The organism is Arthrobacter alpinus, assembly GCF_001294625.1.
Lineage (GTDB): Bacteria > Actinomycetota > Actinomycetes > Actinomycetales > Micrococcaceae > Specibacter > Specibacter alpinus_A.
In genome coordinates this window covers 941,347-964,145 of sequence record NZ_CP012677.1, presented here as the reverse complement: position 1 = coordinate 964,145, position 22,799 = coordinate 941,347, and the positions used below count along the sequence as shown (strand labels likewise).

Sequence of the window (22,799 nt, the reverse complement as noted above, 5' to 3'; positions counted from 1 at the left end):
CCGGGTCCTTCAGACTGGGATTCTGTTTTTGTTACACGTTCTTACCCTTGCTGTTTGCGGCCACTAAGAGACCAAGGCGGTGCAGGGCGACTCGTGACTGGGCATCAGAGCTTGTGGAGAGCTGATCCCTTGTGCATGGCGACGTGGTCAGTTTTGTCGCTTTTGATTTCGTACTGCGGTTCATCCTTGCTGCAGTGCCGGGTGTGTCCTTTGAACTGAAAGTCACTGGTGTGCACCTTAGTGATCTTCCCCTTCACCATTCCAGCCTCGGAATTCCATTGCACATGATCCCCAACGGAAAATGTATTGGCCATGGTGTCCACTTTCTTGTCTGTTTGTGGGTGCTTGTTTGTGGGTGTAGGACTAAATAGAGGTGGGCGTCAGATAGGGTGGCACATCAAACTCGGGCTCGCGCGCAGCCGTATTGTCTTGGGCTGGTGCGTCGTCCTGGGTTTCCGCATCCGCGTGGGTGATCGAGTCAGCGGATGCTTTGATCTTCTCAATGGCAGCTCTTTCCTGCGCCAAATTTTGGCTCCGAAGTTTAACGATGCCCATCGCTCCCGGTGAACGGCCAGTCTCGCCGGTCGAGAACTTGAACTCCTTGGCCATACCTTTGGCGGCGGGCGAAGCAGTCGTGTCCACGAAACAATTCCTTGAGATCGCTGCGCATCGCAATTTTTTCCATATCCCCGAGCATTTCAAGGGAATCGTGTTCCATGCTCAGGGCAGAGCGAAGCTTGCAATGGAATTTCCAGGTGATGACACGTAAGTGCAATGCCACAACCGACATGCGTATTCAATTTTTCCGGGGACTGATGGCTACCATGTCCACCACTTTCGACTCTAGCGAGGAACGGTATAGATTGCCATGCCCCGAAGGCTGTACACACCTGCCGGGCCTGTGATCCGACCGCGCCTTGCAATTGCAAGACGCGCGGAAATTCCCACCCCACAAAAGAGATCTAAAAACTCGTTCCAATCCGAACCCCACAGTGTTCCGAATCACATACTGGACGTGCCCAACGATGGACCGCCCACATTCTATGAGGAGGAATCCAATGAACAAGAAGTCTGCACTACTGATCGCACCAGTGCTCGCACTGGCTGCTTTGTCCATGTCCGGAGGGGCCGCAATGGCCGCCGATGGAGACACCACCACCTACGAAGCCAATCTCGGAGCCATCAACGGCAGCAATGCAACAGGGTCGGTGTGGATCACCCTCACGGGCGACCAGGCCACGGTGACCGAGAACGTCAGCGGCTTGGCGGCCACCTTTGACGGCGCCCCCTACCCGCACGTGCAGCACATTCACATCGAGGGTGCAGGCGTTTGCCCGGGCCCCTCAGCTGACACCAACGGCGACGGTGTTATCAGCACCACCGAGGGCGGACCGTCGTACGGCAAGATCGGCACCACCCTTTCCACCAGCGGTGACACGAGCGACAAGGCCGCCTTGGACCTAGCCGTTGGTGGCATGGGGGCCAGCTACAAGTATGAGCGGACTTTCACCATGAACGCCGCGACCGTCACGGCGTTGAAGGCTGGCACCGGCGTAGTTGTGGTCCACGGTTTGGATCCGGCCACCTTGTCCGCTGCGGGGCAGGCCGCCAAGAGCGATCTGGTTCCGACCCTGCCCTTGGCTGCCACGTCGCCGGCCTTGTGCGGGACCTTGGCCCTTTCCCAGATGGCGGCCATGCCTGGCGGCGCTCCGGGCACGGGCGTGACGACACAGGCAGCACCGGCCAACGCGTCAACGTCACCTGAGGTTGCCTGGTTTGCCGGCGGTGGCGCTTTGGTGCTGGCCGCGGGTGCTGCGTTGGCCATGAACCGCAAAAAGACGCTCGCAGCAAAGTAACGGCGGTCCATTCCCATGGTAACCACCAGCAGCCGTCGCGGGCGCCTCACGGCGTCCGCGGCGGCGGCGGTGCTCCTGACATCCCTCACCTTTGGTGTTGCCGGATGCGGGTCGGCAACCGCCCCCAGTTCTGAAAGCACGACGCCGGCAGCACAGTCAGCGGGCAGCGTGCCTGCCGCGACGTCCCCACCAACGCAAGTCCCGCCGTCGGCCATTCCCTCGACCCCCGCACCGGTGGGCAAGGTAGCCGAGCCGCAGATTGAAGGAGAGATCCTGCCGGCCTCGGCGCCCGTGACATTGTCCATCCCGGACATTGGTGTCACCACCACCTTGATCACCCTGGCCAAGGATGCCAAGGGAGAGGCCGAGGTTCCGCCGGGCGAAGCCGGCTCCCCCGCCGGCTGGTACAAGTTTTCGCCCACCCCCGGTGAGTTGGGCCCCTCGGTCATTTTGGGGCATGTGAACACCACCACCATTGCCGAAGGCGTATTTTACCGGCTCCATGAGCTCAAGGAGGGCGAACAGTTCTCCGTGACCAGGGCGGATGGGACGGTGGCCGTCTTTGCCGTGGACCGAAGTGAGGTATTCAGAAAGGACGCCTTTCCCACATTGGCTGTCTATGGCAATACCAATCGAGCCGAGATCCGGCTTATCACCTGCGGCGGCTATGAGCCGAGCACAGGGGAATTCACCGAAAACACAGTGGTCTACGGACACCTTCTGTCCAGCCACACCGGTTAGCCGTCCAAGCGACGGCGCAATAAGGTTCTAAGAATCTGGATTGGACCATCATGAACAAGAATTTCAGCCTTGCCGGAGCCCTGATAGTTGCTGTCGTGCTCGCCCTGTCAGGGTGTGGCATGGGAGATCTGGCACGGTCCCCCACTGCAGGATCAGACCCTTCTGCAAGTTCGATGGCGTCAGGGATGGACATGCACGGAGCCGGTTCCATGGAGTCGATGATTCATATCCAGGACGGAAAATTCATTGACCCCAAGCCCTTGGTGGCAGGTACCACAGTGACGGTCATGAACATGGACGCCACTGCCGTGACAGTTACCTCAGATGATTCTACGAGTTTCATGGTCAGCGTTTCCGCCGGTGGCACGGCAACCTTTCCAGCACCCAAGGAGACCGGGAGCTATCCGTTCCACAGCGGCACAGGCAGCATGCATGGTGTCTTGACGGTGCAGGCAGGTGCGCCTTCGGCGGCGGCCACCATGGTGTGTGCCGATGAGGCAAAGCAGACCGTCCAAAAGATCCTGTCCCTTCCTGCCATCCCCAAGACCATGGAGAAGTGGGATGGGAGCAAGTATTCCTGCAGCTACCCGCTCGATGGTGGTGACTTTGTGATGAGCGTGACTGAATCCGTCAACGACGCCGACGCGGCAGCCTTGGCGGCACAACTGGCTGGCTCACTCAAGGCGTCTCCCATAGCGGGACTGGCCAATCTGGGCCTGCCCGGATACCAGTCCACTGACGGAAACGTCGTCTTTGCCAAGGACAACATGACATTGCACGTTGATGCGACAGCGCTCCCTGCAAAGGTCGGCCCGGACAAGGTCACCGCGGGCAAGTTCGCCTACGAAATGGCCACCACCATTCTGGGCTGTTGGACAGCACATCACCGCTGATGGCAACCACCACCGATAGCGGCTAAAGATCCAACAATGAGCACCTTTTGGGCGGTTTTTGGAGCACTATAGCGGATAGGTTTTTTGTTTGCGGGTAGTGCCGTTCCATGACCGTTCTGGGGACGATGGGAAAACCTGTCGTCGAGGGCGAGGCAGCGGCCCGGGAAGATAACAATCCTGGAGCCCGGCTCTGATCTCCTGCGCGGCTGCGACCAGGGCCTGCAATGACTGGGAACCGGCGTGCCCTTCATCCTCGACGATGGTGAGCTTGCTGCCGCACCACCGTTGGTGCAACTTCCATGGCGTGACGGCGGGTCCGCTGACGTCGCGACGGCCATGGATGAGGTGGCCGGGAATCCGGTCCAGTTCGTGGATCCGCCCCAGAATTTCCTGGCCGTTGCTCAGAAAACCCTCGTTGGACCAGTAGTGGGTCACCAGCAGGGCGAACGTCATGCGGCGCCTCTCCTCGGCGATGTATTCACCCCGCAATTCCGGGGAAAGGAGCGAGACGTGCCAGGACTCCCAGCGGTCCCACGCCTCCGCCGCCAGCCGGCGGGCGTAGGCCTCCACTGGCCGCTCCCTGGCGATGGCGCCCGAGGCCACGGAGAATTCGTGCCACGCTTCGGGGTAGATGCGCTCCATGCCCTCGGTGGTCCAGTCAACCTCCTCCCTTGAGGTGGTGGTGACTGCCATCAGGGCAGGGCCGTGCACACGGTGCGGATGCATCAATGCGTAGGCCAAGGCGAGAGCGCTTCCCCACGAAACGCCCGTGACGATCCATTTTGAGGATGTTGAGGTGTTCCCTGACGGCTTCAATGTCGCGGATCAGTCCCGCCGTGGTGTTCTCCGCCAAATGATCCAGGTCATCCTGGGCGGTGGGTGTGCTCCTGCCGCATCCACGCTGATCCAGCCCAATGCTCCAAAACTGTTCGCTGTCATGCCATGTTCGATAGCCACCCGTGCCCAGGGACCCGCCCGGCCCTCCATGACGGTACAGGATCGGGACACCTGCGGGATTTCCCGCAGCCTCCCAACAGATCTTGGCACGGGGAACCTCCACTCAGCCACTGTCAAAGTCCGCTTGTGCATCCACCATAAATCGCCCATAGGGCCAAAGGGCCCAGCCCGGTTTCGGGGCGTGGCCTGGGTGTTGGCCTACTGCTGTGAGAGCCCTGCTGCGAGCTCACGAACGGTGGCTGCGGCCGGGGATTACGCGATCTGTTCGGTGGCGCCCGGGTGAGATCCGCCGTCGTGCTTCCTGTCCCGCAGGGCGATCAGCAGCCCTGCCGCAGCCTCAGGATCAGGCACTGTCACGGCAAACACCTTGCCTTGTACTGTGCTGATGACTAGGCCGGGGCCGGCCCGCATGATGACTGCTGACCGTCCAGGCATCACCCGGTAGCCCCAGCCGCCCCACTCTGAGGGGCGCAGCTCTCTCACATCAACGTCGGCGATGTCCTCGAGGGGGATGCGTTTGAGCGGGATATGGCCTACGGTGGAGACGATCCGCAACCCGCGCCAGTCAACGCTTACTTGCAGGTGCGCGATGAGTGTTACGACGATGACGCTGGCGAGCAGGGCGCTAAATCCCAGCCAAGACCCAACACCGTCGCCAGCGATGATGGAGGGCAGGTAGATCACCGCAGCCACCGCGAGAAGGACCAGTGGCATCAGCATCAACAACCTGGAGGTGATGGTGTGCGACCATGCTCCGGTTTCCTGTGCGCCGAGCGGAACGTGCCCATCGTAGGCCTTGACACGAAATACACGCATTGGATCCGGCTTCGGGGCGATAATGTACGGCACCGCACCATATAAGAAGGAGGCCATCAGCGCGGCCAGCCACCAGCCCAGGACGGCTTCTCCGGCGTTGCCTGCCTGCAACGTGAGGCCTGCAGAAATCAGCCACGTGGCGGCACCCATACCGGATGCCATGCCGGCAAATCCAAGGATGCCTCGCAACAGTGCCGGGCGCAGGGTGGGCATGGAGGCTGTAATGAGTCCGACGACTGCCGGGATGCCCGTCAGCACCAAGCCGACGGCCAGTGCCGCCCCGGTGGACATGAATCCGTCCGGTTCACCGGTGCCGGACCAGTGCGAGGCCAGCTCAGTTGGCAATTTCTCCTGCCACAGGATCCAGCTCACGGCGACGACGGCCAGCGGCAGCGCCCCTGCCATGGCGGCAACCATCCGCCTCGCGCCGCTAGTTCTTTGTTTTACTTCACTCATGCTTTTACAACTCCCCTGATTAGTTGCACAATCTCTGGTTGGGGCATGCCCAACTTGCGCGCATCTTCCATTAGTTGTTCTGCCAATTCGGTGAGCCTTATCAGTGCGTTGCCCGCATCCTGGCGAACAAAGGCCCCGCGGCCATGGCGCATCTCAATCACGCCGTCGTCGCGCAAGTGCTTGTAGACACTCAACACCGTGTGCATGTTGACTTGCAACACCGTGGTGCGTGGTTGGCTCAGCCGGAATACCTGGCGCGGTGCCGTCGCACCGCGGCACGGTTTGCGCAGCGCACCGAGCAGTACTCCTGGCGGCCGTTCCTGGTGACGTCAACGACCACCGCCGCACAGGGATCCCCCGGCGTGTCTCCTGCGGCGCAGCGCCCAAGCCTACCCATGCCACGAGTGGTCAGGTGCAGTGCTGTGCCAACACTGATGACCGCGCGTAGCGCGTGCGGCAAGGTTTGATTGTCATCGCGGTAATGCAGGTGCCAGCCTTCGCCGTCGTGATCCACCATTCGGGGGTAGGCCGCTTCGGCGGCCATCTGCGCATTCAGCAGGGTTGCCCGCTCCAGAGGGTCCTTCGCGTCGACAACCGCCAGCCAATCGTCAACAATTTGACGAACTCCAGCATGGTCCCCGTCGGCCGGTGTGAAATCCATGGTCATGCCAAGCTCTCGGGCCCGCGCAATGATGCCAGGCCGGTCGGAGGGGAAATCGTTGGCCAGAGACGCGGCAAGGAGAACAGCATATTCTCCGTAAGGGTTGAGATGCATAAGACCATTACAGCACAGTGAAGGTATGACTTTCCATGACACCAAAGAAAAGAATCAAAGCACAGCCCCGATCGATGTCCATGACCATGTCTGGGAGCTGGAATCCGCCCATACAACATCCATAGGACAGGTGTTGTACATGAAATGCGCTGCCGGGTGTGGTGCCCGCCGAGTCGACACCATCAGCCCCAACGACGGCTCACGCTCGATCCTGAGCAAAGAAGTCAACCGCAGGTGCTGACCGCGGCCACCCACGTGCCCAACGTCTGGAGAATGATCCTCGCGGCCTCGAATGCTAACTTTGGCACCGGTACTTCGCCTGGCAGGCCTCCGGCACAGCCCGCAAAAGGGATCTCGACGAGCTCGATCACCGGTGGCCGAGCTCGACCACCGGTGATTTGCTAACGCTGGGTGGCGCCGAACCGTTCTCCGGCAAGCTCGACGGCCGCCAGGCGGGCGGAAGACGCCTCGTCGGCTGTTAGCGTCCTGTCCGTTGCACGGAAGCGCAGGCCGAACGCCAGTGATTTGCTGCCCTCGGGAATGCCGGCACCCTGGTATTCATCGAACAAGGTAACGTCTTCCAACAGCTCGCCGGCACCTTCACGCAGCGTTTCCAGCACAGCTTGTGCCGGAACCGCCGCGGGAACCACCAGGGCAACATCCTGGGTCGCCACAGGGAAGGTGGAGATGGGCTTGGCAACAATAACGTCCGCTGCGGCCGCGAAGACCTTGTCGGCGTTGATTTCCATAGCGACGGTGCGGGCTGGCAGGTTGTGCTCGGCCAGCAGCTTTGGGTGCAGCTCGCCGGCATGACCCACCACATCACCGTTGCGCAGGCTCAAGACGGCCGCACGTCCCGGGTGGAAGGCCTGATGTGAGCCCTGCTCCACGACTAATTCCACGCCGACGACGTCGGACACCAGACGGGCTGCGTCCAGCGCGTCAGCCCAGTCCCACGGACGGGGAGTATGGCCGGGCGCTGCCGGTGAATCCTTGCCGGTGAAGATGGCGCCGATGGTCAACGGCTGGTACGGGATGCCGTCGTACAGGGCATCCAGGACATCCTCCGGGGGCTTGGCGCCCAGTGGCGGAATCGAGGCGGTGCCCAAGGTGTCGGAAGGCAGGAAGACCAGGCCCGACTCGAACAGTGCCAGGTCGTTGAAGCCTCGTGAATGGTTGCGCTTGGCGATTTCAATCAGGCCCGGCAACATGGAGGTGCGCAGGAAACCGAACTCCTCACTAAGCGGGTTGGCCAACTTGATGGCCGCGCGCGGGGCCCCTGCCTGAGCCACACCAAAAGTATCGTTGGCAGCCTTGGACACAAACGGGTACGCCAGGATCTCGGTCAGACCGGAATCAGCCAGCGCCGCTACCACGCGGCGGCGCTGTTGTTGGGCGCGTGAATAGCCGCGCCCGGGAGGCGCCGTTGGCAAGGTGGACGGGATGAGGTCGTAGCCCACCAGGCGGGCCACTTCCTCGGTGAGGTCTTCGGGGGTGACCAGGTCATAACGCCAGCTCGGCGCCGTGACGGAATATCCGCCGTCGACCGTTTCCACCACGGCACCCAGGTCAACCAACGAGCTGACGATCTGCTCCGGCGTGAAGTCGATGCCGATGCGGGCAGAAGCGAACCCGGAGCCGAGGAACACGGTGACCGGTGCAGGCTCGGTGCCAGCATCGGTTGCGGTGGTGTCCTCGGTGCCGCCGGCCAGTTCAACCAGCAGGTTCACGGCACGCTGGGCTGCCTCGTCGGCCACTTCCCAGTCCACGCCGCGCTCGAAGCGCTTGGACGCCTCCGACGGCAGCTTGTGGCGCCGGCGCGAACGTGAGATGGATACTTCCTCGAAGTGCGCGGCCTCAATCAGCACGTTGACCGTCCCCGGGGTGACCTCGGTGGAGGCCCCGCCCATGACGCCGGCAACGCCGATGGGGCCGGAGCCGTCGGTGATCAAAAGGTCCTCGACGTCAAGCTTGCGCACCTTGCCATCAAGAGTCGCCAGCGTCTCGCCAGCGGCGGCACGGCGCACCACAATCTCGCCGCTGAGCTTGTCGGCGTCGTAGAAGTGCAGGGGCGCACCCAGCTCCACCATGACGTAGTTGGAAATGTCCACAGGCAGCGAGATGGAACGGATCCCGGCCAGGCGCAGGCGCGAGGACATCCAGGTGGGGGTTGGTGCTGACGGGTTGATGCCACGCACCGTGCGGGCCACGAACCTGTCGCAGCCGGGCTTGCCGTAGATGGGGGCTTCGTCTGCCAAACGGACGGGGTGGCCCGGACCTGTTGAAGCGGTGACGGTGACCAGCGACGCCGGGTCGGTGAAGGGGGTTCCCGTGGCGTGCGCGTATTCGCGGGCCACGCCGCGGATGCTGAAGGCATAACCGCGGTCCGGGGTCACGTTGATCTCGGCTGCCTCATCGTCAAGACCCAGCAGGGCGAGGGCGTCGGTGCCCAACTCAGGGTCCAGGCCCAAGGTGGAGAGCACCAGGATGCCGTCGTGGTCATCACCTATGCCCAGCTCTCGCACGGAGGCGATCATGCCAGCGGAAATGTGTCCGTAGGTGTTGCGTGGGGTGATGCGGAAGTCCCCGGGCAGCACGGAACCGGGCAGGGTGACCACCACCTTGTCGCCCACCACGAAATTGTGGGCTCCGCACACAATTCCCTGGACACCCGAGGGGTCAATCCCGTCAATGGTCAGTGTCTGCTCGGTGCCCTCGGGAACCACCCGTACGGAGCACCAGTTGATGGTCTTTCCGTTGGTCTGCGGTTCGGCCACCTTGGTCAGCACCTGGCCCACCACGATGGGGCCGCTGATGTTAGCCAGGGGACGGTGGACGTCCTCCTCTTCGAAACCAACCTTGACAAGTTCTGTCATTACATCTTCGGCTGTTGCTCCAGCCGGTACCTGCGCGTACTCGCGCAGCCAAGTCAGTGGAATACGCACTTACTTAGATCTCCATCCCAAAGTGTTCGCTGAATCGTACGTCGCCCTCGATCATGTCGTGCATGTCGGCCACTTCGTTGCGGAACATCAGAGCGCGCTCGATGCCCATGCCGAAGGCAAATCCGCAATACTCGTCCGGGTCGATCCCGACGGCGCGAAGCACATTCGGGTTGACCATGCCGCAGCCGCCCCACTCGATCCAGCGCGGGCCGCCCTTGGCGCCGGGGTGCCAAACGTCCAGCTCAGCCGACGGCTCGGTGAAAGGGAAGAAATTGGGGCGCAACCGGACGATGGCCTCTGAGCCGAACAGCTGCTGCACAAAGTGCTCCAGTGTGCCGCGTAGGTCTGCCATGGACAGGTTCTTGTCGATGGCCAGGCCCTCGAACTGGTGGAAGACTGGGGTGTGGGTGGCGTCGAGCTCGTCGGTGCGGAACACCTTGCCGGGGCACAGCACGTAGACGGGAAGTTCACGTTCCAGCAGGGAACGGACCTGCACCGGGGAGGTGTGGGTGCGCAGCAGCAGGTGGGCTTCCGGGGGCTCCACGAAGAAAGTGTCCTGCATTTCACGGGCCGGGTGGTCAGGCTTGAAGTTCAGCGCGTCAAAGTTGAACCACTCCGATTCCAGCTCCGGGCCCTCGGCGATTTCCCAGCCCATGCCCACGAAGATGTCGCAGACGCGGTCCTGCAGGGTGGAGAGGGGGTGGCGGGCACCGGCGCGGCGGCGGCGCGGCGCGGCCGTGACATCCACGGTCTCCTCCACGAGGATGCGGGCGGCGTGCTCCGCCTCCAGCACTTCGGTGCGGGCTGCGAGCGCCTTGGCGACACGTCCACGGGAGGCCCCCATGAGCTTGCCGGCGGCAGCCTTGAATTCCTTGGACAGCCCGCCGATCTCACGGTTGGCCAGGCTCAGCGGCGACTTTTCGCCGGTGTGCCCCAGACGGGCGGTCTTCAGCTCATCTAGGGTAGACGCGGTAGCAAAGGCTGCGAGCGCGGACTCCACAGCGGCGCCAATGGCGGTTTCGTCAAGCGGGTCCGGGACCGTTGCGGGTTCGGTGGTCGGTTCGGGCGTTTCAGCCGTCTTCTGGGGCATCTCTGACATCTACTGTTTTTACCTAAGCTCGTGTGCGAGTAAGCGGCGGGGTAGCTCCTCCCGCCGGAACCAGTCTAGTTGACGGGGCGTGTCTGTTTTGAATTACCCGCCAAACCATCGAGCACTTAATCGGTATGGACTCTTTACCGCTGGCCCATCCCCCTCCCACAGCTAAGTTGCTAGGCTCGGCTCATGCCCGTCCGCTCTCTCCCCAGCCGTAGAAGTACGACGCCGGGCACCCCCTTGGCGTTCCTGCTTCCCCTCACGCTGTTCTTGGGAGCATGCGGCGTCCTGCCCGGGGCGTCGAGCCACTATCAGTTTGAAGCGGCAACGGTTCAGGATGGTTACGACTGTTTGTCAACCGCAACGAATTTTGCTGGCGCAGCGCCGACTGATCCGGCGTCGACCAAGGGCAGTGTCCCGGAAGGTTTCGTGCCCCTGGAGGCGATCAAGTGCAGCGTGGACTTTGGGGGGGCTCTCGGAGACTTCAGACCCAGCCCGACTAAAAATCAGGCAGGATTGCTTCTCCGGAGATTTCTCGGCACTATTGTTGGCGTTGGCTGAACCAAGCGACGTCTCCAACGGGGACCCCTGCACGGCGGACATGCAGATTGTGGCCGATCTGTGGCTGGTGGATGCCTCCGGGATGGACGTTCATGTCCAATGGCCGTTGGACGTCTGCAACAAGACCAAGCCCGGCAGCTCCCAGGCGCTGGCCGCGCTGGAAGTTCGCGAAACGCGCTATCTTGACGGCCCCATACAGGAGAAGGAGCCACCGCCCGGCCCGCAGCCGTTGGCGACCGCCCCGTGAGGGCCTCCCTGCGCGTTCGTCAGGTGGCCAACGGGCTCAACCTGTCCACGGCCGCTGGCTTCCTGTTGGCGGCGCTCACGCGCACCCGGGTGGTGGCGGGGCCACAGGGCCTGGTTTTCGGCGTCAATTACCAGCCCAAGTTCCCGCTGGCAGGCGCTTTTGTGGTGGGGAACATGATTTTTTACCGGGCAGACCGGGCTTTCATTGACTCACGTCCGGACCTGTTGAAGCATGAATCCCGGCACGCGACGCAATACGCCTGGTGTCTGGGTCTGCCCTTCCTTCCGCTCTACGCGGCCTGCGCTGCCTGGTCGCTGTGGCGCACGGGCGATCCGGGGAGCCGAAACTTCTTTGAACGCAACGCCGGGCTGGCCCTTGGCGGCTACCGAGACCTGCCCACTATTACCTGGCTCCCTGCCCTGCGGAACCTTTTTCACACTGCGGCGTTGTCCAAAGCAAGAAGAACATCAGGGAGCAGCGCAGGCAACCAAGAGAGGCCACAACCATGAGCGAGTCCACAGCATCCACGTCAAATACGGTCACCGTCACGGGCCGCGGCACCGTGACGGCCGCGCCCGACTACTTCCACATCAACATCGGCATTGAGGCCCAGCGTGCCACGGTCAAGGAAGCCTATGCCGGTGCCAGCGAGGCCATGAACGCCGTGCAGGCACAACTCCTGGCCCACCGGGTTGCCCGGAACGTCATCAGCTCCTCCTCCCTGGACGTCCGGGTGGATACGCGGTGGCAGGACGGAATCGGTTCCATCGTCACCGGCTACACGGTCTCCGCCACCGTGAACGTTTTGCTGCGCTATGACGAGGCCGCCGAGGAGATCATCGCCGCCGTCGTTGACACCGGAAACGACAGTGTCCGGCTCAACGGTCTTTCCCCTGCCATGTCCGATCCCTCAGCAGCCCAGGATGCAGCACGGACCGTGGCGTGGGCCGACGCCACGCGCGCCGCTGTACTCTTCGCGCAGCTAGCCGGAAAGACCCTTGGCCCGGTGCTCGCCATCACCGAAGGCCAGGAACACGGCGGCGGCCCGGCACCTGTCATGGCCCGGGCCATGATGGCCAGTGGCGGTGAGGCCATGAAGATTGAGCCGGGCCAAAGCAATGTCAGCGCCACGGTCACCGCCACCTGGGCGCTTTCCTAGCCCTCCACTCCACCAAGGATCGGACTAGATGACGATTTCGCGCTTGAGGATCTTGCCCGTGGGGCCCTTGGGCAGCGTGTCCATGATGATGACCTTGCGCGGGTACTTATACGCGGCCACCCGCTCCTTGACGAAGTCCCGGATGCTGGCGGCGAGCGCCTCCGGGTCCTCGGCCCCTTCGGCCGCCGGCTTCAGCGACACCGCAGCGTACACCTCTTCGCCATGGACGTCGTCGGCGCGGCCCACCACGGCGGCCTCAGCCACTGCCGGGTGCTCATAGAGGACCTCCTCCACCTCTCGCGGGTAAATGTTGTAGCCCCCACGCAGGATCATGTCTTTCTTGCGGTCCACGATGAAGAAGACCCCGTCCTCGTCCTCACGCCCCAGATCCCCTGTGCGGAACCAGCCGTCGGGGATGGCCGCCGCCGTCGCCTCGGGATTGTTCCAGTACCCCTTCATGATGTACGGCCCGGCGACGGCGATCTCCCCCACTGTCCCGGGTTCGACGTCGTTGCCGGCATCGTCCAGGACCCTCAGCTGGGCGCCCGTCACCGCGGTGCCGACGGATCCTGGCTTGCGGATGCCGTCCATCTGATTGAAGGTGATGACGGGGGAGGTCTCCGAGAGGCCGTAGCCTTCGAGCATGGTGGCACCAAAGGTGCTTTCAAATTCACGTAGGACCTCCAGCGGCAACGGGGAGCCGCCGGAGGCCGCTAGCCGCAGGCTGGACATGTCATAGTTTTCCCGCCCCGGCGTCCTCAGCAACGCAATGTACATAGTAGGCACACCTTCAAAGATGGTGACCTTGTCGCGCTGGATAATTTCCAGCGCCTTGACCGGATCGAACTTGGGCAGGATGGTCACGGTGGCTCCGGCCATCACTGCTGAGTTCAACGCACACGTTTGACCGAAGATGTGGAAAAATGGCAGACCACCAAAGATGACATCACCGTCCTGGCTGCTGAACAAACTGACAGAGACTTCGGCGTTGCTGCGCAGGTTTTCATGGGTTAGTTCGGCCCCTTTGGGCTTGCCCGTGGTCCCTGAGGTGTAAAGGATGACGGCGGTGTCGTCCTTTTCCGCGGCAGCCACCTCCGAGAGAGGTTCCGCAGCGGCGATCAAGCCCATAAGCTCAGCGTTGATGGGGATGATCGCTGTGCCGGTTTCCTGCGCAGCACCGGCAACTTCTCCCATGACACCTTCCCAGGCAAAAGCCAGTGTGGCACCGGAGTCGGTCAAGTGGTAGGCCACCTCGCGGGACTTCAGGAGCGGGTTCAGGGGAACCACGATGGCGCCATAGCGCAGGATGCCGTAGTAAATGGCGGGCATTTGCGGCAGGTTCGGGGAGATAAGCGCAACCCGGTCCCCGCGCTTCACGCCCCGCGATGCGAGCAATCCGGCCACTTTCGCACTGAGCATTTCCAAGGCCCCGAAGGAAATTTCAATATCGTCCATCTTGATCGCGATACCGGCGGGGTTTCGCTGCGCCGAGGTGCCCACGATCGTGGCCAAATTTGTCATATCGACTCCTGGTGTTGGGAAGCTGAAGTTGAGCAACGGGGCACCCTTGCCCCGTTGCACCAGCCTAGTGCCCAACAATGTAAGCTGCGACATATTTTACCGGCGAGTAATGACTGAGCGGTAGTGTCGCATTGTCAACTATTAGAATATATGTTCTAATATTGCTATGCGGTGGACCACTCAACAACTCGACCAGCCCCTCTTCCCGGATCAGCCCCCCACAGACCAAGGATCGGCAGGACCGGGTCCCGTTCAACTCTTGCCCCTGTCCGGTCTGGTGAAAAGCGTGCGGACGCCCGAGTTTGCCGGAATCACCTTCCATGAGGTGCTCTCAAAGAGTGCACTGAACAAGGTCCCTGCAACGTCCACCATGCCCTTTGAGTGGACGGTCAATCCCTACCGCGGCTGCTCCCACGCCTGCGTGTACTGTTTTGCCCGCAAGAGCCATACCTATTTGGACTTTGACGCCGGCGTGGACTTCGACTCCCAAGTGGTGGTCAAGGTCAATGTTGCCGAGGTGTTGCGCAAGGAATTGAACAAGCCTTCCTGGCAACGACCCCATGTTGCCTTGGGCACCAACACCGACCCTTACCAGCGGGCCGAGGGCCGCTACAAGCTGATGCCAGGAATCATTGGCGCCCTGGCCGATTCCGGCACCCCCTTTTCCATCCTCAGCAAAGGGACACTGCTGGCCCGGGACATCCCGCTGCTGCGGGAAGCGGGCCGGCACGTCAGCGTGGGCATGGGCATCTCCCTTGCCCTGCTGGACGAACGGCTTGCCGCCGCCATCGAGCCAGGCACACCCTCCCCCAAGACCAGACTGGCCCTGATCAGCAAGCTGCGCGATGCAGGGCTTCCTTGCGGGGTCATGGCCATGCCCATTTTGCCGTGGCTCAGCGACTCCCAGGAGTCTTTGGACGCCCTCTTTGCTGCCCTGGCGCGGGCCGGCGCCACCGGGGTTAGTGCCGGCGCACTGTACTTGCGCCCGGGGACGCGCGAATGGTTCATGAAGTGGCTGGCCAAGGAGCATCCGACCCTGGTGGGGCGCTACCAACGCCTGTATGGGACGGGGGCCTACGCCACCAAGGACTACCGCCAATGGCTTGCTGCCAGGGTCAATGAAGCCAAGGCCCGCAACGGCCTGGCAGCCCAGGGGTTCATTCACGACCCCCGGCAGGAAGAAGCCCAATACCCGCAGGGCAGCATGCCAACAAAGCCACTGGCCGGATCAGGTTTCAGGGGCATCCCCACACCCAAAGAAGCAGGAGACACCATGGTGTCTCCTGCTTCTGCAGACCGGGCACCCACCTTGTTTTAGGCAGAGCACCGCTCCCCTGTCCCGCCTAAGGGGTTACGGGGTGAAGGCCTATTTGATGAAGGCGATGTTGAACGGGAACTTGTACGGCTGGCCACTGCGGAATTTCTTCGGCGCGTCAACGGCGGCGATGATGTGGATGATGAACAGGGCTAATGCCAGGAAACCGAAAATAACGCCAACGTAGGGAATCACGACCAACAAGCCGGTGATGCCTCGCAGGATCGAGAAGTTCAGGTTCGCCTTGTTGTACTCATCGGAAAAACCGTTCTTGCCCTTTTCTGTCAGGAAGAAGATCAAGGCCGGAATCCAGGAGAAGAACACCGACAGCCAGTAGTTCAGGGTCACCGCGCTTGCGGGGTCGGCCATTGTCTGCTGCTGGTAGGGCTGCTGCTGGTAGGGCTGCTGCTGGTACGCGGGTGGAACCGGCGGCTGGCCGTACGGCTGCTGCTGCTGCACAGGCTGCTGGTACGCGGGTGGAACCGGCGAGGTTGCCGGGGCATCGTAGCCAGGAGGTGTCGGTTCAACGGGCGGTGTTGGCGAATTGTTATCGCTCATGCGTTCACTCCTCAGTGGTGGGTATTCATTATCTACTCAGCCGAAGGCGGTGTACACGCCTGGCGTGTATGCCCGCGTCTCGGGGCCAACCTGGACGAAAAAGAAGGTGGCGAGACCGCTGCCGATCCCACCACCTTCTATACTACCGAGTCACGGTTTTCCCTTATCCGCTTTTGCGGCGGAATTCGCGCTTGTGTGATGCTGCGCCGTGTTGGGCATTGATCTTGGCCCCGTTGGCGGCCTCCACGCTCCCGTGGTGCTGATTCTTTTTGTTCTCCAGTGCTTGGCGAAATTTTTCTTTCACTTCTTCGCTGGCACCACCGACTGCTGCCGGTGTTTCGTCGTTGTGTTGTCCGTTCGATGTCACTGCACAACCTCCTAAAGATCTTTGGTAGTCACCAGTCTGGCACAGGCGTCACCGAATCGAACACCCCTTCCCCGCAGGCAGTGCCCCGGCGTCAGTCTTGAGCGTCGACGCTGACTCTTGCAACGAGTGCCCGCACAATGGGCCGGTCAGCTGGAATCCATGGCAGCTCCAACAACTGTGCGCCCATCAGCTCCACCCAGCGCAGCTCGTCATGGTCTTCAAGCGGGGCAGGCATTCCTTGTCTCACTTCAACGAGCCACACGCGCATGGAGGCCTTGATGCTCAAGGGCCACCCGTCCGACGTCGGACCCTCCAGTTCCGCGCCCAGGTGTACCTTCACACCCAGTTCCTCCAGCAGTTCCCGTTGCAGGGCTTCCTGTGGACTCTCGCCCGGCTCAATTTTTCCGCCGGGAAATTCCCACATGCCGGCAAACTCTGGCGGGGCAGTGCGCCGGGCGGCCAGGAGTCTGGTGGGCCGGTCGAGGGAGTCAACTACGGCGCCGCCGACTATTTGCTTGGGCATGTTTTGTTCAGAGGATCTCACGTGCCTAGTTTATGACCTCTCGCCTTTTTGACTGGCCAGATCAAACTAGACTAGGAGAAGCACACGCCCGGGAACGCCGGCACGTGCAGCCCCACAGTGGGCATATTCACCCGTTGCCACCGATGACGCTCGTGCCGGGCCCTGCACAGTCCCTCTTTTGTGAAAGCTCCCATGACTACACTTCCATCCCCGCCAGCTGCCAGACGCGACCCCGCAACCATTGCCGCCTGGGCCATCCTCGCGCTGGCCATTGGTGGATTTGGTATCGGCACCACCGAGTTCGCCATGATGGGTTTGCTGCCCAATGTTGCAGAGGGCGTAGGGATTTCCATCCCCGAGGCCGGGCACGTCATCTCCGCCTACGCTCTCGGCGTGGTGGTCGGCGCGCCGGTTCTGGTGGCCATTGGCGCCAAGATGCCCCGCAAGGTGCTGGCCTTGGGCTTGATGGTGCTGTTCACACTTGGGAACTTATCCTCGGTGTTCGCCCAGGACTACACCATGTTGCTGGTGTCCCGGTTCATCGCAGGCTTGCCGCACGGCGCGTACTTCGGTGTCGCCGCCGTGCTGGCCGCGTCACTGGTGGCACCCACCAAACGCGGCCACGCCATCGCCATGGTCATGATGGGACTCGCCGTGGCCAACGTCCTGGGCGTACCCCTGGCCACCTATGTGGGCCAGCAACTGGGGTGGCGCTGGTTGTTCGTCATGGTCGCAGCCATCGGCCTGGTCACGATAGTCGCCATCACCTTCCTCGTACCTGCCAAGAAGGCCCACCCCGACGCCAGCATCCGCGGCGAGCTCAGCGCACTGCGGCGGGGCCAGGTGTGGCTGACTCTGCTGGTGGGCGTGGTGGGCTTTGGCGGCTTCTTTGCCGTGTACACGTATGTTGCGAACACCATGACCGACGTCGCCGGTTTCCCCTCCACATTCCTGCCAGTCATCGTCGGACTGTACGGGCTCGGCATGGTGGCCGGCAGCCTGGTCGGCGGGCGGATGGCCGACTGGTCAGTCATGGGCAGCATTTACGCCATGATGGGGTTCATTTCCGTGTCACTGGTGATTTATGCCGTCTCGGTCCACATCCAGTGGATGGCTTTGATCATGATCTTTGTGATCGGTGCCTCCGGGTCCATGCTGGTCCCGTCTCTACAGACCCGCCTGCTGGACGTCTCCCCCGGCGCGCCCACTTTGGCCTCCTCCCTGAACCATTCGGCGTTGAACATGGCCAACGCCCTCGGCGCTTTCGCCGGAGGCCTGGTCATCACCTGGGGTTGGGGTTACACGGCTCCGGCGCTGGTCGGAGCCGTCCTGGCCGTTCTGGGCCTGGGCATTGCCCTGTTCAGCGGCTTTCTGGACAAGCTCAAGCCCCGTCCGACGGCGCACAACGAACCCCACACCGTCGTTCCCTCCCGGGCGGCTGACTAGCAGCTAAGGCTGGGGCGCCTTCGCTTCGGAGTAAATGTCCGGCTCTAGATAGATCACCGCGGCGATGGGCACGGCGCTGCGCACTCGCTTCTCGGCGGCGTCGATGGCTGCCGCGATCTGGGCGCCGGTCTCCGACTCGGAAATGGCGATTTTGGCCGCCACCAGCAGCTCTTCCGGGCCCAGGTGGAGCGTTTTGAGGTGGATGATCCGGCTGACTCCGGGACCGACCAGGGCGGCCTCGATGGCCCGGACGTCGTCGACGGTGGCCGATTCCCCCAACAGCAACGACTTTGTCTCAAGAGCCAGGATGACGGCAACGCAGACCAGCAGGACGCCGATCAGGCCGGTGCCAAGGGCATCCCACAGACCGTTGCCAGTGGCAATGGTCATGCTCACCCCAAACAGGGCGAAGACCAGGCCCAGCAGGGCGGCGGCGTCCTCCAGCAGGATGACCGGCAGCTCGGGCGCCTTGGCCGTCTTAATGAACTGGCCCCAGCTCTTGGACCCGCGGGTGAGGTTGGATTCCTTGATGGCCACCGTGAAGGAGCGGCCCTCCATGATGATGGCACCCACCAGCACCACCAGGGGCACCCACGCCCATTGGGGCTCCATGCCATGCGGGTGCTGCCATTTGGAATACGCCTCATAGAGGGCAAACATGCCGCCCACGCTGAACAAGATGATGGAGACCAGGAACGCATAGACATACCGTTCACGGCCATAGCCAAAAGGATGTTCGGGGCTGGCCTGACGTTTGGCCTGCTTGCCGCCCACCAGTAACAGCAGCTGATTTCCGGAGTCCGCCAGGGAGTGGATAGACTCGGCCAGCATCGAGGAAGACAAGGTGAGCAGGTACGCCAGGAACTTCATGGCGGCAATGGACAGATTTGCAATCAAGGCAGCGATTATAGCCCTGCTGCTGCCGCTTTCATGAGCCACGGTGGGGTCCTCTCAGTCAGCTCGGCGCTGGGCGCGGGCGCTTGCGTAGAGACACACTGTGGCAGCGGTGCCCAGGTTTAGTGACTCCGCGGAGCCGTAAACCGGAACGGCCACACGGTGGTCGGCCAATGCCATCTCCTCGCCGGCCAGGCCTTGGGCCTCGTTGCCAAACAGCCAGAGAGTGGGCTGCTCCAATGAGTACTGGGAATCGGGGATCTGCTGTTCGAAAGCCCTGGCCGCACTCTCATCCTGAAGCAGGTCCAGGTTCAGCTGTCCATAGCCGTCAGCAGCCAATACGCCCAGCCCTGCCGCCTTGGCGGCGGCAACCACGTCGGCCAGGTCCACGCCGCGCACCACAGGCAGGTGAAAAAGGGAACCCGCTGTGGACCGCACCGCCTTGGGGTTATAGATGTCTACGCTGGAATTGGAAAAGATCACGGCATCGGCCCCTGCCGCATCCGCGGCCCGCAAAACTGTTCCGGCATTGCCGGGGTCCCTGACCTGGCAGAGCATGGCAATGATCTTGGGTTTGGCGGCAAGGACTTCTTCCAGCGGCACGTCAATGAAGTTGCATACCGCCACAACGCCCTGGGGGGTGACAGTGTCGGTCATGGCGGAAAGGACCATGTCACTGGCCACACGGATGTGCAGTTTGGAATTACGGTACCCGGTTAGCTCAAGCAGTTCGGGATGCCTTTTGAGGCACTCCACGGACGCATAGACCGATTCAACGATGGGGCTTCCGCCAGCATCCATGCACTCCTTGTGCGCCTGCAACGCTTCACGGACGGCCTGCGGCCCCTCTACAAAGAACTGTTCGCGCTTTAAACGGCCCGAGCGCCCGGCCAGCTTTGCAACGTCCCTCACTCGATCTGCGCGAGGGTTTGTCATTGCATCTGCTGGCGGGCGCCCGGGTTCACTCATGCTAAGGACTTTAGCAGTCCACGGCCATGAATACGGAACCAGAGGCTCCGCGGCAAAGATGGTGTTACTTGGCTACCGGCGCAGAGGTATCTGCAGGCAGGGCAGCCTTGGCGATGTTCACCAGTGCGGCGAAGGCACCGGCGTCGTTGACGGCCAGGTCAGCGAGCATGCGACGGTCAACCTCGATCTCAGCAGCCTTCAGGCCCTGGATCAAGCGGTTGTAGGTCAGTCCGTTGGCGCGTGAGGCAGCGTTGATACGCTGGATCCAGAGGCGACGGAAGTCGCCCTTGCGCTTGCGGCGGTCACCGTAGCTGTATACAAACGAGTGCAGCAGCTGCTCTTTGGCCTTACGGTACAGGCGCGAACGCTGTCCGCGGTAACCCTTTGCGCGCTCAAGAACAACCCGACGCTTTTTATGGGCGTTTACAGCCCTCTTCACACGTGCCACGTGCGTACTCCTTCAAGTTTAAAGATCCCAAGCCAATCATGCCGGGGAAGGCTTTTATGGAATGGTTTGAGGACCAGAACGGGCCAAAAACCAATTGACTTGCGAAATTAGATACCGAGCATCTTTTTGATGTTGCGGATATCTGCCTTAGCGACCAGCAGGTCACCCTTGAGGCGACGCTTCAAGCTGGAAGGCTTGTGCTCCAGGTAGTGGCGGCGGTTGGCCTGCTGGCGAACGAGCTTGCCGGAACCGGTGAGCTTGAATCGCTTCTTGGCACCACTGTGTGTCTTCATTTTAGGCATGAGGACCTGTCTCCTTACGTATCCACCGGCGCTGCCTGTGGTTCTCTTGCAGCGACTGGTTGGGTCACTGTGGGCGTGTATATTCACCGCTGAAAAAGTACAAAAAACCTTATTCAGCTGAGTCTGTGGATTCGACTGCCGGCTCGCTCTTTGCAGAGGCGGGCTTCGCAGCCGTTTTTGCTGCGGCTTTCGCCGCGGGCTTGGCTGCAGGCTTGGCTACAACCGGCTTCGGCACCGGCTTGGGCATCGGAATCGGCTTGGCGGTCACCGGTTTGGGCGCTGCAACCGGCTTAGCGGCAACAACGGGCCTGGCAACTACCGGTTTGACTGCGGCCGGAGCCTTAGTTGCAGGCTTCACCGCGGCAGGCGCCTTGACGGGGGCCTTTGCTGTGGGGGCCTTGGCCACGGGAGCGGGCTCGACGGCGGGCGCAGCGGCTTCAACCGGTGCACTGACCTTCTCGGCTTCCTCCGCGGCGGGGACCACATCAGCAACAACCTCGACGACGTCCGCTTCCGGAGCAACCGTTGTATCGATGATCTCGACGACGGTATCGCCCTCGCCGCTGCTCAACTGCATGCCCTCAGGGAGCAGGTCCGCCAGGGACTGCGTCATGGGGGCCTTGTTGTCGCGGTCAACGTCAACGCGGGCGGTGCCATTGGCAACTGCCTCGTTGTGGGCCTTCGCGTCGGCGCGCTGCTGGTTGCGGCGTGCCTCTGCCTTGGCTTCAGCCTTGTTCTTCAACGGGCCGATCACCATGACCATGTTGCGGCCGTCAATGCGCGGGCTCGACTCGATAATGCCAACCTCGGCAACGTCTGCGGCAAACTTCTGGAGCAGGCGGATACCCATCTCTGGACGCTGCTGCTCACGGCCACGGAACTGGATCATGGCCTTGACCTTGTCACCGGTACCGAGGAAGCGCAGTGCATGGCCACGCTTGGTCTCGTAGTCATGGACGTCAATCTTGAGGCGGAAGCGGATTTCCTTCAGAACGGTGTTCGTCTGGTTCTTCCTGGCTTCACGCGCCTTGACGGCGGCCTCGTACTTATACTTACCGAAGTCCATCAGTTTGCACACCGGTGGCTTGGCCGTCGGTGCTACCTCAACCAGATCCAAGTCTGACTCAGCAGCTAAACGGAGGGCATCCTCAATTCGGACGACTCCTACTTGTTCGCCTGCTGGCCCTACCAACCGCACCTCGGGGACGCGGATACGATCATTGATGCGTGGCTCGCTAATGTGTGACTCCTGATGACTCAAAGAAAGATGAACTCCACCAGCAAAGAAGAAGGCCTCCTATTGCTGATGCAATCGGAGGCCCTGATAGATTGGCCCGCACGGCCTCATTGCTGAGGGGCGGTTCACCTTCACATGAAAGGCGCCAACCTGAACCAGACAACGCCATTGCTGGGTCGAAAGGTGGGAGAGGACTCCACTTGCAAACTAAATGCGTACAAAATCACGGGGTTTTCACCGCGTTCAAGTAAGCACACTCAGTCGGTCTGTGACAAGCTTAGCAGTATGAGTACCCCAGATAATAATTCGGACACCCGACACAGCTTTAATGCAGCCCCCGACGAAGCTCAGGACCTCGCCGACGCGTCTTTCCAGACCCGCGACATTGCCGAAGTTCCCGCCATTGAAGTGATTACGACGGCGGCCGTGCACCTGATGAGCGCTGCAGCAGTCAAGTGCGGCCTGGCAGCAGGACCGGATGCCGAAGAGTTGAAAGACCTGGACGAGGCCCGCAAATTAATTACGGCATTGGCCGGTTTTATCACCGCCGCTGCCCCGGAGATCGGCAGCCAGCACGCAGGACCGTTGCGTGACGGCCTGCGTTCCTTGCAGCTGGCGTTCCGTGAAGCCTCCACCATTCCCGACGCGCCGGGCAAGGGTCCGGGCGAAAAGTTCACCGGAGCAGTCAACTAGCACCTTCCAGGCCCACGTTGAGGGCCC

The 22,799-nt window shown here is 61.9% G+C and carries 28 protein-coding genes; 10 read left to right on the top strand and 18 right to left on the bottom strand.

The window, feature by feature from the left end; genetic code table 11:
* Window positions 1-104: 104 nt before the first annotated feature.
* Genes AOC05_RS04210 through AOC05_RS20705 form a run of 3 tightly spaced genes read right to left on the bottom strand, consistent with a single transcriptional unit; the run spans window position 105 to window position 790 of the window.
* The gene (locus AOC05_RS04210) at window positions 105-314 is read right to left on the bottom strand and encodes a DUF2945 domain-containing protein (RefSeq protein ID WP_062009338.1); all 210 of its coding nucleotides are present in this window, start codon (window positions 312-314) and stop codon (window positions 105-107) included.
* A gap of 49 nt (window positions 315-363) precedes the next feature.
* Window positions 364-642 carry a hypothetical protein gene (locus AOC05_RS04205; protein ID WP_062005946.1) on the bottom strand — a complete coding sequence of 93 codons (279 nt, stop codon included), beginning with the start codon at window positions 640-642 and terminating at the stop codon, window positions 364-366.
* Window positions 542-790, bottom strand: coding sequence for a DUF892 family protein (locus tag AOC05_RS20705; protein WP_395939455.1), 249 nt, complete (start codon window positions 788-790; stop codon window positions 542-544). The genes AOC05_RS04205 and AOC05_RS20705 overlap by 101 nt, the downstream gene beginning before the upstream one ends.
* A 268-nt stretch (window positions 791-1,058) precedes the next feature.
* On the opposite strand from AOC05_RS20705, the gene AOC05_RS04200 reads away from it, so the two are divergent.
* The 3 genes from AOC05_RS04200 to AOC05_RS04190 are packed head-to-tail and all read left to right on the top strand — an operon-like array spanning window position 1,059 to window position 3,490.
* The gene (locus tag AOC05_RS04200) at window positions 1,059-1,856 is read left to right on the top strand and encodes a hypothetical protein (RefSeq protein ID WP_062005944.1); all 798 of its coding nucleotides are present in this window, start codon (window positions 1,059-1,061) and stop codon (window positions 1,854-1,856) included.
* Window positions 1,857-1,871: 15 nt separating this feature from the next.
* A complete protein-coding gene (locus AOC05_RS19265; protein ID WP_157374897.1) occupies window positions 1,872-2,597 on the top strand; it encodes a class F sortase in 726 nt (241 codons plus the stop codon).
* 50 nt (window positions 2,598-2,647) lie between these two features.
* A complete protein-coding gene (locus tag AOC05_RS04190; RefSeq protein ID WP_157374896.1) occupies window positions 2,648-3,490 on the top strand; it encodes a hypothetical protein in 843 nt (280 codons plus the stop codon).
* Between the two features lie 66 nt (window positions 3,491-3,556).
* On the opposite strand, the gene AOC05_RS19705 is transcribed toward AOC05_RS04190, so the two are convergent.
* The 4 genes from AOC05_RS19705 to AOC05_RS04170 all read right to left on the bottom strand — a co-directional run bounded on the left by AOC05_RS19705 (window position 3,557) and on the right by AOC05_RS04170 (window position 6,494).
* Window positions 3,557-4,216, bottom strand: a complete 660-nt coding sequence (locus AOC05_RS19705) for an alpha/beta fold hydrolase (RefSeq protein ID WP_186759231.1) — start codon at window positions 4,214-4,216, stop codon at window positions 3,557-3,559.
* Window positions 4,217-4,699: 483 nt separating this feature from the next.
* Entirely contained in the window at window positions 4,700-5,719 is a 1,020-nt protein-coding gene (locus AOC05_RS04180; protein ID WP_154605225.1) for a DUF1648 domain-containing protein, read from the bottom strand.
* Complete coding sequence (locus tag AOC05_RS04175; protein ID WP_157374895.1) at window positions 5,716-5,925, bottom strand: hypothetical protein; 210 nt, start codon at window positions 5,923-5,925, stop codon at window positions 5,716-5,718. The genes AOC05_RS04180 and AOC05_RS04175 overlap by 4 nt, the downstream gene beginning before the upstream one ends.
* A 32-nt stretch (window positions 5,926-5,957) precedes the next feature.
* Window positions 5,958-6,494: a CGNR zinc finger domain-containing protein gene (locus tag AOC05_RS04170; RefSeq protein WP_062005936.1), complete on the bottom strand. Its 537-nt coding sequence runs from the start codon at window positions 6,492-6,494 to the stop codon at window positions 5,958-5,960.
* Between the two features lie 25 nt (window positions 6,495-6,519).
* Here AOC05_RS04170 and AOC05_RS19260 point away from each other — a divergent pair, with 25 nt between their 5' ends.
* Complete coding sequence (locus AOC05_RS19260; RefSeq protein WP_157374894.1) at window positions 6,520-6,735, top strand: hypothetical protein; 216 nt, start codon at window positions 6,520-6,522, stop codon at window positions 6,733-6,735.
* Between the two features lie 160 nt (window positions 6,736-6,895).
* Here AOC05_RS19260 and pheT read toward each other — a convergent pair whose 3' ends face one another.
* Together pheT and pheS are read right to left on the bottom strand one after the other, a co-directional pair.
* Window positions 6,896-9,439, bottom strand: a complete 2,544-nt coding sequence (gene pheT / locus AOC05_RS04165; protein ID WP_062005934.1) for a phenylalanine--tRNA ligase subunit beta — start codon at window positions 9,437-9,439, stop codon at window positions 6,896-6,898.
* Window positions 9,440-9,443: 4 nt separating this feature from the next.
* Entirely contained in the window at window positions 9,444-10,538 is a 1,095-nt protein-coding gene (pheS, locus tag AOC05_RS04160) for a phenylalanine--tRNA ligase subunit alpha (RefSeq protein WP_062005932.1), read from the bottom strand.
* Window positions 10,539-11,085: 547 nt separating this feature from the next.
* Between pheS and AOC05_RS04155 the strand changes: the two genes are divergently transcribed.
* From AOC05_RS04155 to AOC05_RS04145, 3 genes are read left to right on the top strand one after another with little or no spacing between them, the layout of a single operon-like run.
* Window positions 11,086-11,340 carry a hypothetical protein gene (locus tag AOC05_RS04155; protein ID WP_157374893.1) on the top strand — a complete coding sequence of 85 codons (255 nt, stop codon included), beginning with the start codon at window positions 11,086-11,088 and terminating at the stop codon, window positions 11,338-11,340.
* On the top strand, window positions 11,337-11,849 hold the full coding sequence (locus tag AOC05_RS04150; RefSeq protein WP_186759233.1) for a hypothetical protein: 513 nt from the start codon (window positions 11,337-11,339) through the stop codon (window positions 11,847-11,849). The genes AOC05_RS04155 and AOC05_RS04150 overlap by 4 nt, the downstream gene beginning before the upstream one ends.
* Entirely contained in the window at window positions 11,846-12,499 is a 654-nt protein-coding gene (locus tag AOC05_RS04145) for an SIMPL domain-containing protein (RefSeq protein WP_062005928.1), read from the top strand. The genes AOC05_RS04150 and AOC05_RS04145 overlap by 4 nt, the downstream gene beginning before the upstream one ends.
* 24 nt (window positions 12,500-12,523) lie before the next feature.
* On the opposite strand, the gene AOC05_RS04140 is transcribed toward AOC05_RS04145, so the two are convergent.
* Window positions 12,524-14,020, bottom strand: a complete 1,497-nt coding sequence (locus tag AOC05_RS04140; protein WP_062005926.1) for a long-chain-fatty-acid--CoA ligase — start codon at window positions 14,018-14,020, stop codon at window positions 12,524-12,526.
* Between the two features lie 166 nt (window positions 14,021-14,186).
* On the opposite strand from AOC05_RS04140, the gene AOC05_RS04135 reads away from it, so the two are divergent.
* Window positions 14,187-15,338, top strand: coding sequence for an Rv2578c family radical SAM protein (locus AOC05_RS04135; RefSeq protein WP_082357754.1), 1,152 nt, complete (start codon window positions 14,187-14,189; stop codon window positions 15,336-15,338).
* A 48-nt stretch (window positions 15,339-15,386) separates the two neighbouring features.
* Here the strand turns inward: AOC05_RS04135 and AOC05_RS04130 are convergent, their stop codons facing one another.
* From AOC05_RS04130 to AOC05_RS04120, 3 genes are all read right to left on the bottom strand, one after another.
* On the bottom strand, window positions 15,387-15,893 hold the full coding sequence (locus AOC05_RS04130; RefSeq protein ID WP_062005924.1) for a DUF4870 domain-containing protein: 507 nt from the start codon (window positions 15,891-15,893) through the stop codon (window positions 15,387-15,389).
* A gap of 163 nt (window positions 15,894-16,056) precedes the next feature.
* The gene (locus AOC05_RS04125) at window positions 16,057-16,260 is read right to left on the bottom strand and encodes a DUF5302 domain-containing protein (protein WP_062005922.1); all 204 of its coding nucleotides are present in this window, start codon (window positions 16,258-16,260) and stop codon (window positions 16,057-16,059) included.
* 91 nt (window positions 16,261-16,351) lie between these two features.
* Entirely contained in the window at window positions 16,352-16,783 is a 432-nt protein-coding gene (locus tag AOC05_RS04120) for a (deoxy)nucleoside triphosphate pyrophosphohydrolase (protein ID WP_062005920.1), read from the bottom strand.
* A gap of 192 nt (window positions 16,784-16,975) precedes the next feature.
* On the opposite strand from AOC05_RS04120, the gene AOC05_RS04115 reads away from it, so the two are divergent.
* Window positions 16,976-18,229 (top strand): MFS transporter, encoded by a 1,254-nt coding sequence (locus AOC05_RS04115; protein ID WP_154605218.1) that lies wholly within the window; start codon window positions 16,976-16,978, stop codon window positions 18,227-18,229.
* A gap of 3 nt (window positions 18,230-18,232) precedes the next feature.
* On the opposite strand, the gene AOC05_RS04110 is transcribed toward AOC05_RS04115, so the two are convergent.
* From AOC05_RS04110 to infC, 5 genes are all read right to left on the bottom strand, one after another.
* Window positions 18,233-19,099: a cation diffusion facilitator family transporter gene (locus AOC05_RS04110; protein WP_230085649.1), complete on the bottom strand. Its 867-nt coding sequence runs from the start codon at window positions 19,097-19,099 to the stop codon at window positions 18,233-18,235.
* An 81-nt stretch (window positions 19,100-19,180) separates the two neighbouring features.
* Complete coding sequence (locus AOC05_RS04105) at window positions 19,181-20,092, bottom strand: TrmH family RNA methyltransferase (RefSeq protein WP_062005914.1); 912 nt, start codon at window positions 20,090-20,092, stop codon at window positions 19,181-19,183.
* Between the two features lie 64 nt (window positions 20,093-20,156).
* A complete protein-coding gene (rplT, locus tag AOC05_RS04100) occupies window positions 20,157-20,540 on the bottom strand; it encodes a 50S ribosomal protein L20 (protein ID WP_062005912.1) in 384 nt (127 codons plus the stop codon).
* Between the two features lie 107 nt (window positions 20,541-20,647).
* Window positions 20,648-20,842: a 50S ribosomal protein L35 gene (gene rpmI, locus AOC05_RS04095; protein ID WP_062005911.1), complete on the bottom strand. Its 195-nt coding sequence runs from the start codon at window positions 20,840-20,842 to the stop codon at window positions 20,648-20,650.
* Window positions 20,843-20,951: 109 nt separating this feature from the next.
* On the bottom strand, window positions 20,952-22,040 hold the full coding sequence (gene infC, locus AOC05_RS04090) for a translation initiation factor IF-3 (protein ID WP_062005909.1): 1,089 nt from the start codon (window positions 22,038-22,040) through the stop codon (window positions 20,952-20,954).
* Between the two features lie 324 nt (window positions 22,041-22,364).
* Here infC and AOC05_RS04085 point away from each other — a divergent pair, with 324 nt between their 5' ends.
* A complete protein-coding gene (locus AOC05_RS04085; protein ID WP_062005907.1) occupies window positions 22,365-22,772 on the top strand; it encodes a DUF1844 domain-containing protein in 408 nt (135 codons plus the stop codon).
* Window positions 22,773-22,799 lie beyond the last annotated feature (27 nt).